The sequence below is a fragment of the Agrobacterium sp. CFBP 3001 genome (assembly GCF_027871605.1).
Lineage (GTDB): Bacteria > Pseudomonadota > Alphaproteobacteria > Rhizobiales > Rhizobiaceae > Agrobacterium > Agrobacterium leguminum.
Genome location: NZ_JAQAHD010000008.1, coordinates 46,492 through 60,303, shown reverse-complemented (window position 1 = coordinate 60,303; position 13,812 = coordinate 46,492). Strand labels below are relative to the sequence as shown.

Here is a 13,812-nt window from a genome sequence, read left to right as displayed (position 1 = left end):
CTCGCGGGCGGGTTTCTGTTGACTCTCTCCCGTCCATCCTTATTTAAAAAATCCACACAAGAACTCTAAAATTCAGGTCAGGAAATGCTCGAAAAGACCTACGATTCCGCATCCGTCGAACCGAAGATCGCCAAAGCCTGGGACGAGGCTAACGCTTTTCGTGCCGGCGCCAACGCCAAGCCGGGCGCGGAAACCTTCACCATAGTCATCCCGCCGCCGAATGTGACCGGCTCCCTGCATATGGGCCACGCGCTCAACAACACGCTGCAGGATATTCTGGTCCGCTTCGAGCGCATGCGCGGCAAGGACGTGCTGTGGCAGCCGGGTATGGACCATGCCGGCATCGCCACGCAGATGGTCGTCGAGCGCAAGCTGATGGAACAGCAGCTTCCGGGCCGCCGCGATATGGGCCGTGAGGCTTTCGTGGAGAAGGTCTGGGAGTGGAAGGCCGAATCCGGCGGTCTCATTTTCAACCAGCTGAAACGCCTTGGTGCCTCCTGTGACTGGTCGCGTGAGCGCTTCACCATGGATGAGGGGCTGTCGCAGGCGGTTCTCGAAGTTTTCGTCACGCTCTACAAGCAGGGCCTGATCTATAAGGACAAGCGCCTCGTCAACTGGGACCCGAAGCTGCAGACGGCGATTTCCGACATGGAAGTCGAACAGATCGAGGTGAAGGGCAACCTTTGGCACTTCCGTTATCCGCTGGAAAAGGGTGTCACCTATCAATATCCGGTCGCTTTCGACGAGGAGGGGAAGCCCACCGAGTTCGAAACGCGCGACTATATCGTCGTCGCCACGACGCGGCCCGAAACCATGCTCGGCGATACCGGCGTTGCGGTGAACCCGAAGGATGAACGGTACAAGGGCATCATCGGCAAGCATGTCATCTTGCCGATCGTTGGCCGCAAGATTCCGATCGTCGCCGATGACTATGCCGACCCGACGGCCGGCACGGGCGCGGTTAAGATCACGCCTGCGCATGACTTCAACGATTTCGAAGTCGGCAAGCGCTGCGGTCTGCGCGCCATCAACATCATGAATATCGACGGCACGATCTCCATCAAGGAGAACGAGGATTTCCTCGAAGGTCTCAGCCATCCCGCGGCGCTGCATGGCGCATGGGATCGTCTGGAAGGGCAGGACCGCTTTACCGCCCGCAAGATCATCGTCGAAATCTTCGAGGAAGCCGGCCTGCTCGACAAGATCGAGCCGCACAAGCATGTCGTGCCGCATGGCGACCGTGGCGGTGTGCCGATTGAGCCGCGCCTGACCGACCAGTGGTGGGTGGACAACAAGACGCTGGCCCAGCCGGCGATTGCCTCCGTTCGCGAAGGCCGCACCAATTTCGTGCCGAAGAACTGGGAAAACACCTACTTCCAGTGGATGGAGAACATCCAGCCCTGGTGTATCTCGCGGCAATTGTGGTGGGGACACCAGATTCCCGCATGGTATGGCCCGGACGGACAGGTCTTCGTTGAGAAGACCGAAGAAGAGGCGCTTCAGGCGGCCATCCAGCACTACATCGCCCATGAAGGTCCGTGGAAGGCCTGGGTCGAGGAGAAGCTTGAGAACTTCAAGCCGGGTGAAATCCTGACCCGCGACGAAGACGTGCTCGACACCTGGTTCTCGTCGGCGCTCTGGCCGTTCTCGACTCTCGGCTGGCCCGAACAGACACCGGAACTGGCGCGCTATTATCCGACCAACGTGCTGGTGACCGGTTTCGACATCATCCCGTTCTGGGTGGTGCGGATGATGCAGATGGGCCTGCATTTCATGAAGGACGATGCCGGCAACCCGGTCGAGCCTTTCAGCACGGTCTATATCCACGCGCTGGTTCGCGACAAGAACGGCCAGAAGATGTCGAAGTCCAAGGGCAACGTCATCGATCCGCTGGAACTGATCGACGAATATGGTGCGGATGCGCTGCGTTTCACGCTTGCCATCATGGCGGCGCAGGGGCGCGACGTGAAGCTCGATCCGGCGCGTATCGCCGGTTATCGCAACTTCGGGACCAAGCTCTGGAATGCGACGCGTTTTGCCGAGATGAACGGCGTGAAGCGCGACCCGCATTTCCTTGCCGAAACCGCGTCGCTGACCATCAACCGCTGGATTCTGACCGAGCTTGCCAATACGGCGCGCGACGTGACGGCGGCGCTTGAGAACTTCCGTTTCAACGACGCCTCCGGCATTCTCTACCGTTTCGTCTGGAACCAGTTCTGCGACTGGTATCTGGAACTGCTGAAGCCTGTCTTCAGCGGCGAAGACGAAAAGGCCAAGAGGGAATCGCAGGCCTGCGCGGCCTATGTTCTGGACGAGATCTACAAGCTCCTGCATCCCTTCATGCCCTTCATGACGGAAGAGCTGTGGGCGCATACGGCGGGCGAGGGCGAGGAGCGGGATAATCTGCTTTGCCTGACCGACTGGCCGGTGCCGGAATTCCGCGACGATGCCGCGGCGGCCGAAATCAACTGGCTGATCGATCTCGTCTCCGGCATTCGCTCCGCGCGCGCCGAGATGAATGTGCCGCCGGGCGCCACCGCTTCGCTGGTGGTTGTCGGCGCCAATACCTCCACCGAAGCGCGGCTTGACCGCCACGCCGCCGCCATCCGGCGCTTGGCGCGGGCGGATGAAATCCGCGCCGCCGATGTCGCGCCCAAGGGCTCCGCGCAGATCATCGTCGGCGAGGCCACGGTTTGCCTGCCGCTCGGCAAGCTCATCGATCTGGCGGCCGAGGAAGCCCGTCTCGAAAAGGCGATCGGCAAGGTCGATGCGGAAATGGAACGCATCGACAAGAAGCTGTCGAACGAAAAATTCGTGGCCAATGCCGATCCGGAAGTGGTCGCCGCCGAGCGCGAGCGCAAGGCAGAGCTGGAAGTGCAGCTTGCAAGCCTGAGAACGGCGCTCACGCGGGTCAGCGAAGCGGGTTAATAGCTGCCCCCGGCTCTTTTCTGAAAACAAAACGCCCCGTTCGAAACGGGGCGTTTTTGTTTCTATGTAACAATTCGTCTCGATTGATTGCTGCACCGCAACGGCGAATCATGGGCACCCGAAAGAGCGATTATTTCACGCCATGCCCGGCCAAAAACCTCTGAAACAGCCAAAAAATCCAACAAAAACGGCCTGATAAGCGCGTTTCCTCGGGAAACCCGTGAGTGTGGTTATTTGGCGACAATTCCTGCCTCAAGTGGGAATTTGTTTCATTTTATGTCTGATTGCTTCAATGGGATTAGAAAAATAACCTAAAATGATTATGCAAGGGGATCGACATGAAATTCTTACGTAAAAAATGGAGAAGTGTCGCAGAACTGTGCCAGAGTGCGGCAGATTGTCATTTGCTGCGAAGCGCTTCACTCTTTTGATGATCACATTGCCTTGATTGGGGAGAGAGATGGCAAAAACTGCAATTTTTCGCGGCGCGGTATGTTTCGCAGTCAGCATCGCGGCGGTAACGCCCTCATTGGCTGGCGGCCTTGAGCGCGGCGGTTACAATATCGACCTGCTGTTCGATCCGTCCGATTATGTTCTCGACAGTTCTGCAACCTTCGTCGCGCCGCAGCGCAAGGTGGAAAATGCGCGGGACAATCCGCTGAAGAGCGGCCCGCTGCCTGCGGCCTGGTCAAGGAGCGCAGATGACTCTGAAAACTTCTGGTCGACCCGGATCGGCGCCAAAGCGGCAATCGGTGATTTCGGCGACTGCATGTTCGACTATTCGCAGCCCTGGGGCGCGCATCTCAATCCCGGTATCTGGCAGGGATCGAGCTACAATATCGAAACCAAGGTCAAGTCGCACAATTACGCTACTACCTGCCGGGTGAAGTTCGATCTTGGCAAAGGCGACTTCTCGATTATAGGCGGTGGTTTCTATCAGGAACTCAGCGGTTATAAATACCGTCAGGTTCTCGGGCCGGCCGTTCTGGGCCTCAATCCGGCCTGGTCCAGCTTCAGCGGCGTTGGCAAACTTGAGATGGAAGGTGACGGCTGGGGCTGGCGCGTCGGCATGGCCTATGAGATTCCCGAGATCGCCTTCCGTGCGAGCCTCGTTTACAACAGCGCCGTCGATCACGACCTGACCGGTTTCGCCGACGTCAGGGCGATCCCGCAGACGCCGCCCTCCATTTCTCCGACGCTTGCGAAATACGGTGGCAAGCTCGTGCCAATCTATGGCTCTGTTTCCATGCCTGACAGTATCGAACTCAAGGTGCAATCCGGTATCGCGCCGGACTGGCTTGCTTTCGGTTCGGTGAAGTGGACGGACTGGAGCCAGATTCAGGTCATTCCTTTCTGCGCGGTCGGCACGTCGCCGTGCGTTCCGAGCGGAGCTGACACGCTCAACACGCTTGACCTGTTTTATCGCGACGGCTGGACGATTTCGGGTGGCGTCGGTCACAAGTTCAACGAACAGTGGAGCGGTGCTGTGAGCCTGACCTGGGATCGCGGTACGTCGACTGTCATCGGCACCCAGACCGACACCTGGACACTGGGCACGCAGATCGTCTACTCCCCGAACAAGAACATCGAGTTCAAGATTGCCGGCGCTCTCGGCCTCCTGACCTCCGGTAGCTCGTCCATCAATGGCGGACCGTGCGGTGCAGGCTTCACCTGCGGCAACGAGGCGGGCTACGACTTCGGCAACGACCTCGTCGCAGCCATCTCGACCGGTGTGAAGGTCAAGTTCTGACATCATCCTTCCGTAGATGCTAAAATAAAGGTCCGGTTTACCAACCGGGCCTTTTTTCATGCGCGACTATGATTCCTGCTCGATAAAATTTTCTAGCCCGAAAGTTTTGTGACGATTTGGCAACACTTTTCTGCAAGCGTGTGGGCGCGTTGGAATGTGAGCATATCTGTCCATTTCCCGCCACAAACAGGGTGCTTGGCTTATGTTTAAAGGCGCGGGAATGAAAGAACATGCAGGCGTTTGATGTGGGCCTGCGGAGTTGCAGAAAGTGAAAACGGGTTTGGATTCAGCGTTTAAGCAAGTAATACGGGAATTTCGCCCGGCTTTCTTGTCTGGCGCTGACCGGCGGATGACGGAATGCCGTTATGTTGCCGGAAATTATGCCTATATCTGTCTCACTGGAAAATTAGGGCAATTGCCGCAAAAGACCACCGGTGGTGCGCTGGAAAGTGCTGCCGGAAAGACGCAGTGTGTTCGAAAAATCGCGACCCGGCGGGGTTCGGCTTTGCAGTATTCCGCAAGTATTGGCTATATGCCGGGAAGAGTTGAGAGAAGTTCGCTGAAATGCTGAAATGTGAAGCCAACGTTTTAAAGCCGCTCCTTATGGGCATGTTGCTTGCGTCGCTCGCAATGCCTGCTGCGGCTTTTGACATCAATGCGGGCGTGACCAAGGAATCCGGCCCCTTCGACCTGTTCAAGTTCGGCTTCAAGGCCTACAAGAACGGCAACAAGGGCGAAGCCGTCGAGGCCTATCGCTACGCGGCTGAAAAGGGCCATACCGGCTCGCGCTGGGCGCTTGCCAATATGTATGCCTATGGCGATGGCGTCGCCAAGAACGACTTCGAAGCTTTCAAGATCTACAGCGAAATCGCCAGCCAGGGCGTGGAGCCGGGTTCGGAAGATACCGGCTTTTTCGTCAACGCGCTGCTTTCCCTTGCGGATTATTACCGTCACGGCATTCCCGGCAGCCCGGTGAAGATGGACCTGTCGCAGGCCCGCCAGCTTTATTTCCAGGTTGCTTCCACCTTTGGCGTCGCTGAGGCGCAGTTCCGTCTGGCTGAGATGATTCTCGCCGGCGAGGGCGGCCGCGCCGATGTGCAGCAGGCCAAGAAGTGGCTCAACCAGGCCCGCAAGCACGGCCATGCCGGCGCCATGTCGATTTTCGGCAACCTGATCTTCCAGGAAGGCCAGACGACGCAGGGGCTGGCATTCATGACGGCGGCGCTCGACAAGTGCACGGCAGCGGACTGCACCTGGATACAGAACCTGCAGGAGCAGGCTTTTTCGCTCGCCGGTGAGAACGATCGCCGCGCCGCTATCGCCCTGGCGCAGAACATGCAGTTCAACGATCCGGATTGAGGGTGCTGATAGGGGTGGTTTTATCCACCCGCCAGGAGTGGCTCAGCCGATCGGACTGAAATCGAAATAACCGCAGACCGGCACATGGTCGGACGGTTTTTCCCAGGCTCGCACATGTTTTTCGATGCTGACGGATTGCAGCCTGTCGGCCGCTTCCGCTGACAGCATCAGATGATCGATGCGGATGCCATTGTTTTTCGGCCATGCCCCGGCCTGATAATCCCAGAAGGAATAAAGTCCTGCTTCATCCGTCGTCGCACGCGCGGCATCGGTGAAACCCAGATTCTCCAGCTTGCGGAAGGCCGCACGTGTTTTCGGCAGGAACAATGCGTCGCCTTCCCACACGCGTGGGTCGTGGCAATCGAAGGGCTCGGGAATGACGTTGTAGTCGCCCGCGAGGATCAGCGGCTCCTCGAGCGCAAGGCGATCTTCGGCAAAATGCCGCAGCCGTTCCATCCAGGCAAGCTTATAGGGATATTTCACCGGATCGTCCGGCGGATTGCCGTTCGGCAGGTAAAGCGAGCAGACGCGGATCGCGCCGCCATCGACGGAAAACACGCCTTCGATGAAACGCGCCTGTTCATCGGCATCGTCACCGGGCAGGCCGCGATTGACCTCGTCGGGCTTGACCTTCGAGAGCAGCGCGACGCCGTTGAAGCCCTTCTGGCCATGGGTCTCGACGTGATAGCCGAGCGCCTCCAGCTCCAGCCGGGGGAAACCCTCGTCGACGGATTTGATTTCCTGAAGGCAGACGATATCGGGCGACGAATCCTTCAGCCACTGGCAGAGGTTTTCGATACGCGCCTTGACGCCGTTGATGTTCCAGGTGGCAATCTTCATCGGAGTTTCCCTTTTGCGGGGGTACTTTTACCCGATGCAAAAGCGATTGCTACCGTTTTTGGAAATTGGTGGTGAGGATGTCGTGGAAAGACGCCGGCGGGCGGGGTCGCTGCGTTTCTCCTCCCTCATTCCTATGACAAGCACAGGAATGAGGAGAGAGATGCGAGTTACTTCAAAGTTTGGTGGCTGGCGTGCGGATTGCGCGCCGGTATTTCCCACTCAAATAGAAAAGCTCGTACCACAGCCACAGCTTGCCACGGCATTCGGGTTCTTGATCTGGAACGACTGCCCAAGCAGATTATCGACGAAGTCGATTTCCGAGCCGGCCATATAGACGACCGACAGGCTGTCGATCAGCACCTTGGCGTCGCCGCGGGCGATCACGATGTCGTCATCGGCTTTGTCTTCGGCCAGATCGAACTTGTAGGAGAAGCCCGAGCAGCCGCCGCCTTCCACCGAGACGCGCAGCGCCTGTTTGCCGGTTTCGGCCGCGACGATCTGGGCGATTCGCTTTGCCGCAGCTTCAGAAAGGGTAATGTCGCTGTTTTCCATGTCGTTTCTCCTGCCGGGGTCAAGAACCGGAGAGCAATAATCTCGTTGTCACCATTATAAACCGGTCAAATTAACGGTCTATAGCCTGTGTGAAGGCGGTCTGCGCGGCGATGATGCTTTGCGCCGACCTCTGCGATAGGTATGAAGGGTGAATGAAAAGGTCAATGGCCGAGACCAAAAGGAAGTCCCGGCTGGAGAAGACAACAGGTGGATGCATGATCATAGACCAGCGCGCATTGGGTTTCGGAAGCGGCGAGAGGGCGGTTTTCGCCTCGGATCCATGGACCACGCGCGGGCGTCTTTTTCCCGAAACCGGAAGCCTGACGCGCTCGGAGTTCCAGCGCGACCGCGACCGCATCGTCCACACGACAGCCTTTCGCCGCCTGAAGCACAAGACGCAGGTGTTCATCAGCCCTGATGGCGACCATTATCGCACGCGGCTTACCCACACCATCGAGGTGGCGCAGATTGCCCGGGCGCTCGCCCGCGCGCTGAAGCTGGACGAGGATCTGGCCGAAGGCGTCGCGCTGGTGCATGATTTCGGCCACACGCCTTTCGGGCATACCGGCGAGGATGCGCTGGATGCGGTGCTGCTGCCCTATGGCGGCTTTGATCATAACGCCCAGTCGCTGCGTATCGTCACCAAGCTTGAGCGGCGTTACGCCGAATATGACGGCATCAACCTGACCTGGGAAACGCTCGAAGGGCTGGTCAAGCACAATGGACCGCTGGTGAATGCCAGGGGCGAGGGGATAAAGGGGCCGGTTCCGCTGCCCATTCTCGAATATTGCGAGCTGCAGGATCTGGAAATCGGCAGCTATGCCAGCCTCGAGGCGCAGGTGGCGGCGATTGCCGATGACATCGCCTATAATACCCACGACATCGATGACGGGTTGCGCGCCGGTTATCTCACCTTCGAGATGCTGGAGGAGGTGCCGTTCCTCGGCGGCCTGATGGCCGAGGTGCGGGCGAAATATCCCGTGCTCGACAAGGAGCGTTTCGCCAATGAGATCATGCGTCGGCAGATCACCCATATGGTGGAAGACGTGATCGGCGTTGCGCAGCAGAATCTCGCCCGTCTGAAGCCGAAGAGTGCGGCGGATATCCGCGCTGCCGATTTCACCGTCGCGACCTTCTCGCCGGAAATGGCCGAGACCGACCGGCAGATCAAGAAACTGCTGTTCGGCCATATCTACCGGCATCCGGAAATCATGCGCATCCGCGCCGGCGCGACACAGATCGTCACCGATCTTTTCCACCGTTATATGGAAACGCCGGCGGAAATGCAGAGCCACTACTGGGTGGACAGCATTTCCGGCATGAGCGTGGCCGCAAAAGCCCGGCATGTAGGCGACTATCTGGCCGGCATGACCGACAGTTATGCACTGCGCGCCCACCAGCGGCTGTTTGACCACACCCCCGATTTGAGATAGGGCAGCGGGCGATCGCGAAGCCGACCCGGTTAAAAGGCCGGATATAAACAGAAGCCCTTCGCGCAGGTTGGAACGATGAACATTTTTGCTGATTTCGATACCAGGATCAAAAACGCGCTCGAGACCCTCGATCTCGTGAAAGAGAACCGCGAAAAGGTCGATTTCAGTCGAATTACCGTCGAATCCCCGCGCGATCTGAGCCACGGCGATGTCGCAACCAATGCCGCCATGGTGCTGGCGAAGCCGCTCGGCACCAATCCGCGCGCGCTTGCCGAACTCATCGTGCCGGCTCTTCAGGCCGATGGCGATGTGGACAGCGTCAATGTCGCGGGTCCCGGCTTCATCAATCTCAAGGTTTCGGTCGGTTACTGGCAGCGTCTTCTCGCCGACATGATCGCGCAGGGCGTCGATTTCGGCCGCTCGACCATCGGTGCGGGCCAGAAGATCAACGTCGAATATGTTTCCGCCAATCCGACAGGCCCAATGCATGTCGGCCATTGCCGTGGCGCCGTCGTCGGCGACACGCTGGCGAACCTGCTTGCTTTTGCCGGTTATGGCGTTACCAAGGAATATTACATCAACGATGCCGGCTCGCAGATCGATGTGCTGGCCCGTTCGGTATTCCTGCGTTACCGCGAGGCGCTCGGGGAAGATATTGGCACCATTCCGTCCGGCCTTTACCCCGGCGACTATCTCGTTCCCGTCGGCCAGGCGCTGGCGGATGAATATGGCATCAAGCTGCGCGCCATGCCCGAGGAAAAGTGGATGCCGATCGTCAAGGACAAGGCGATCGACGCGATGATGGCGATGATCCGCGAGGATCTGGCGCTGCTCAACGTCCGGCACGACGTGTTCTTCTCGGAGCGCACGCTGCATGAGGGCAATGGCGGTCCGATCCTCTCGGCCATCAACGATCTCACCTTCAAGGGCCATGTCTACAAGGGCACCCTGCCGCCGCCGAAGGGCGAATTGCCGGAAGACTGGGAAGACCGCGAACAGACGCTGTTCCGCTCCACCGAGGTGGGCGACGACATGGACCGTGCGCTGATGAAGTCGGACGGTTCCTACACCTATTTCGCCGCCGACGTCGCTTATTTCAAGAACAAGTTCGACCGTGGTTTCTCCGAGATGATCTATGTGCTCGGCGCCGACCATGGCGGTTACGTGAAGCGGCTGGAAGCGGTTGCGCGCGCCGTCTCCGAAGGCAAGTCGAAACTGACGGTGCTTCTGTGCCAGCTCGTCAAGCTGTTCCGTGACGGCGAGCCGGTGAAGATGTCGAAGCGCTCCGGCGACTTCGTCACGCTGCGCGATGTTGTCGACGAAGTGGGTCGCGATCCGGTGCGATTCATGATGCTTTATCGGAAGAATTCCGAGCCGCTGGACTTCGATTTCGCGAAAGTGACCGAACAATCTAAGGATAATCCGGTTTTTTACGTGCAATACGCGCATGCCCGTTCCATGTCGATCTTCCGGCAGGCGCAGGAAGCGTTTCCGGGGCTTTCTCCTTCGGCTGAGGAGATGGCGGCTTCTGTTGCTTTGATTAGCGATATCAATGAGTTGCAGCTGGTTGCAAAGCTTGCGGAATATCCGCGGCTGATCGAATCGGCGGCCCTTTCGCATGAGCCGCACCGGCTTGCTTTTTACCTCTACGATCTCGCCAGTTCCTTCCATGGACACTGGAACAAGGGTAAAGACCAGCCGGAATTACGTTTTATTAACGATAAAAACCGAGAATTGAGCATTGCCAGACTTGGGCTGGTGAATGCTGTCGCAAATGTTTTGAGGTCCGGCCTTACGCTTTTAGGAGCGGACGCACCTGCTGAAATGCGATAACATATCACCATTATTTGCTCACAATACGCTGGCAAGAGCTGCAATGCGTAGATGGTGGAACACGTAATGGTCGAAAAAAATGTCGCGTATAACCGGGACGCCCGGTCCGAAGGGTTCGCTGACAACGATCCTCTGGCAGAACTGGCCCGTATCGTCGGCTTCGAAGATCGTCCTTCGCATGCGGGTTCCGAGGCTCAGCCATCGGGGACCCGCCGCGAACCCGAATTCAATCTCGAAGATGAGCTTCTGAGGGAATTCGAGGTTTACGACGCACCGCACGCCGATCCGGTCGTTCTTGATCCGGCAAACGATGTCCGTGCGGGCATCCACCCCAAAGATTTCATGCAGCGTGTCGAATCGGTTTTCGCCCGCCGCGAGCCCGAGCTTGCGCCGGCGGATGAACCCGCGCCGGTGGCCGCATCCACACCGGAGGTGAGGGAAGAGCCGCTTCCGGAAGTCGATCAGGCCTATATTCACAACTACGTCGAAACGACCACGCAGGACATTCGTGCGGATTTCCGCGACGATGCCTCCGCGGTGGCGGAAGTTTTCGATGTGCATTCGCGCCAGTCGCGTCCCGCCGAGCCGATGGTTTACCAGCCCGTCGCCCAGCAGGTGGCATGGGAAGAACCGCAGGCCGCAGAACCCGCAGAGCCGGAATGGCACACGATGCCGGAGCTTCCGGCCGATGTTTCGAGCAACATTCACGCCGATGTTCATTCCTATGCGCCGGAGCCGCAGGCTTTCGATCTCGCCGATGAGGTGGAAATAGCTGTCGCCGAGGAGGCGCCCGCACCGGTTTCCGTGCGTCCGCCATCGCATGGCGGCCGTTCTTCGCTGGAATTTTCCAGCCTGCGGCTGCCGCTCGCCAACTTCGGCGCGCGCCGGGATGTTTCGGCCGCCGATCCGAAGCGGGTCGAATCGCGTTCCGAGCAGCAGCCTGCCGCAGCCCGTATCGAGCCGCAGGTCGAAGCCGCGCCTGCCGTTGTGCAGGCGGAAGAGACCGCGCCGTCCTTTATGCCTCCGGTCGCCGAGACCTTTGCGCCTGCCGCAGAGCCTCTGGCGTTCGAGGCTGCCGGGAAGCCGGTAGCGAAACATCTCTCGCCGATGGACGAGCTGATTTACGACGTCGCGAAATATTCCATTCCCGGTCGCGGCGAAACACCGCTGGTGCAGGACGTTCCCGCTGCGCAGGCCGCGAAGGTGGAGCCGCCCGTGGTTGCCGCCGCGCCGGTGAAGGCAGCGCCGATTGTCGCTGCCGCGCCCGCAGCACCCGCTGAAGAACTTGATTTCACGGATTTCGCCGGCTTCAACGATGATGATTTCGAGCTTGCGCTCGACGATCTCGATCTTGATCTGGACCTGTCTGAAATTGCCGAGGCGGAAGTTGCGCCTGCGCCCGCACCGCAGCCCGTTCGTCAGCCGCCAGCCGCTCCGGTTGCCGCTGCTGCCGTTGCGCCGCAGCCGGTGAGGGAACAGCCAGCACCTCAGCCGCGCCCGGCTCCCGTTGCCGTTGTCGCACCCGTGGCCGCTGCTGCGGTTCAGCCGCGTCCGGCCGCCGCAGCACCGCAGCCGGCCGCGCCGCAGACGCTGGAAAGCCTGCCTTTCGATCCTTCGCAGATCGGCGAGACGGAAGAGCATCCGGAAAACATCATCGAGATGGACGTGCCGGAACTGCCGGTCGGGGTTTTCGAACCCAAGCCGACCGCGCGCCGCCACGAGGAAGATCTCGATATCGATACCGAGCTTGCGACGCTGTTTGCGCCTGCGGTTGCCGGCGGTCTCGACCGTCATAAGCACGCGGAAAACCGTGGCGCCGCCCAGGTGCGTCCCGCGCAGGCTCCGGAAGAGGCCGATGAATTCGAACGGGCGCTGGAAGAGGATTTCCGCCGCTCCATGCAGGAGGCTGCGGCTTCCCGTGGCAGCGCCCAGCGCGATGCCGAAAACACCTATGTCGACCATCAGGCGGCCTATCGTGAGGAAGATGAACGCGGCGGTCGCCGCTGGATCATGCCGGTTGCCGCTGCAATCGGTCTGGTGCTGATCGGTGGCGGCGTTTACGCGCTGGTCTCCGGCGGTTCGTCCAGCACGGGTTCCAATGGCGCGCCGGTCATCATCTCCGCCGATAACGATCCGATGAAGGTCGTTCCGGAAAATCCGGGCGGTCGCGTTGTGCCGAACCAGGACAAGGCGGTTTATGACCGCGTGGCCGGCGGCAGCGCCGCCGATCCGAAGCAGCCGGCGCTGATTTCCAGCAACGAGCAGCCGGTGGATGTGGTTCAGCGCACGCTGATCCCCGAACAGTTGCCGCTGGAAGGCGAAAACGACGCGGATGTGGAAGCCGCCAGCACGCCGGTTGGCGAAACGGAAGATCCGCGCCTGCTTTCGCCGGAAGAAAAGGCCGCACAGACCGAAGGTTCGGCTGCAACCGGCGTTTCGCCGCGCAAGGTCCGCACCATGATCGTCAAGCCTGACGGCACGCTGGTTGCCCAGGAAGTCGAGGTGCCGGCAGCCCAGCCGCCGAAGGCCGACAAGGTCGAGGAGCTTGCAGCACCGCAGACCGCAAAGCCGGGTGAGGGCGCTCCCGCCGTCATCGCCGCATCGCGGGTTCCGGTTGCGCCGGAACAGGCTCAGCCCCAGGCAAATACGCCTGCCGCCGCCGCCAAGCCGGCAGCGCAGTCGGCAGCACCGCTTCCTGCGGCGCGTCCGTCCTCGCAGCCCGCCAATGTGGTGGCAACGGTGACCAACCAGGGCAATGTCCGCCCGGCGGCAACTGCTCCTGCGCAGCAGCAGGCCGCGCAGCAGCAGACGGCAGCCGCAACGCCTGCGGCCACCAGCACGCCTTCCGCCGGTGGTTACTACATCCAGATCGCCTCGCTGCCGAGCCAGGCGGAAGCCCAGAAGTCCTACCAGAACATGTCGGCCAAGTTCGGCTCGGTCATCGGTGGACGCGGCGTCGACATCAAGGCCGCCGAAATCGCCGGCAAGGGCACGTTCTACCGCGTCCGCATCCCGGCGGGCGACAAGAACGAAGCCGTGGCGCTGTGCGAAAAGTTCCGCTCGGCCGGCGGTAGCTGCCTCGTGGCGCGGTGATAGAGGCCAATAGGGCTTGTAAGA

The 13,812-nt window shown here is 59.9% G+C and carries 9 protein-coding genes; 7 read left to right on the top strand and 2 right to left on the bottom strand.

Annotated elements, in window-relative coordinates:
* Positions 1-84: 84 nt before the first annotated feature.
* The 4 genes from PH605_RS12330 (at position 85) to exoR (ending at position 6,037) form a co-directional block, all read left to right on the top strand.
* Positions 85-2,928, top strand: a complete 2,844-nt coding sequence (locus PH605_RS12330) for a valine--tRNA ligase (protein WP_142845137.1) — start codon at positions 85-87, stop codon at positions 2,926-2,928.
* A gap of 460 nt (positions 2,929-3,388) precedes the next feature.
* Positions 3,389-4,678 (top strand): outer membrane protein transport protein, encoded by a 1,290-nt coding sequence (locus PH605_RS12325; RefSeq protein WP_142845138.1) that lies wholly within the window; start codon positions 3,389-3,391, stop codon positions 4,676-4,678.
* A 268-nt stretch (positions 4,679-4,946) separates the two neighbouring features.
* The gene (locus PH605_RS12320) at positions 4,947-5,249 is read left to right on the top strand and encodes a hypothetical protein (RefSeq protein WP_223215637.1); all 303 of its coding nucleotides are present in this window, start codon (positions 4,947-4,949) and stop codon (positions 5,247-5,249) included.
* On the top strand, positions 5,243-6,037 hold the full coding sequence (gene exoR / locus PH605_RS12315; RefSeq protein ID WP_142845139.1) for an exopolysaccharide production regulator ExoR: 795 nt from the start codon (positions 5,243-5,245) through the stop codon (positions 6,035-6,037). Before PH605_RS12320 ends, exoR begins: the two co-directional genes overlap by 7 nt.
* Positions 6,038-6,079: 42 nt before the next feature.
* Here the strand turns inward: exoR and xth are convergent, their stop codons facing one another.
* Together xth and erpA are read right to left on the bottom strand one after the other, a co-directional pair.
* Positions 6,080-6,877, bottom strand: coding sequence for an exodeoxyribonuclease III (xth, locus tag PH605_RS12310; protein WP_104679411.1), 798 nt, complete (start codon positions 6,875-6,877; stop codon positions 6,080-6,082).
* A 219-nt stretch (positions 6,878-7,096) separates the two neighbouring features.
* Positions 7,097-7,429 carry an iron-sulfur cluster insertion protein ErpA gene (gene erpA, locus PH605_RS12305; RefSeq protein ID WP_065656001.1) on the bottom strand — a complete coding sequence of 111 codons (333 nt, stop codon included), beginning with the start codon at positions 7,427-7,429 and terminating at the stop codon, positions 7,097-7,099.
* A 215-nt stretch (positions 7,430-7,644) separates the two neighbouring features.
* Between erpA and PH605_RS12300 the strand changes: the two genes are divergently transcribed.
* The 3 genes from PH605_RS12300 (at position 7,645) to PH605_RS12290 (ending at position 13,788) form a co-directional block, all read left to right on the top strand.
* The gene (locus PH605_RS12300; protein WP_078053126.1) at positions 7,645-8,862 is read left to right on the top strand and encodes a deoxyguanosinetriphosphate triphosphohydrolase; all 1,218 of its coding nucleotides are present in this window, start codon (positions 7,645-7,647) and stop codon (positions 8,860-8,862) included.
* 75 nt (positions 8,863-8,937) lie between these two features.
* The gene (gene argS / locus PH605_RS12295; protein WP_065655999.1) at positions 8,938-10,695 is read left to right on the top strand and encodes an arginine--tRNA ligase; all 1,758 of its coding nucleotides are present in this window, start codon (positions 8,938-8,940) and stop codon (positions 10,693-10,695) included.
* Positions 10,696-10,761: 66 nt separating this feature from the next.
* On the top strand, positions 10,762-13,788 hold the full coding sequence (locus tag PH605_RS12290) for an SPOR domain-containing protein (RefSeq protein ID WP_142845140.1): 3,027 nt from the start codon (positions 10,762-10,764) through the stop codon (positions 13,786-13,788).
* Positions 13,789-13,812 lie beyond the last annotated feature (24 nt).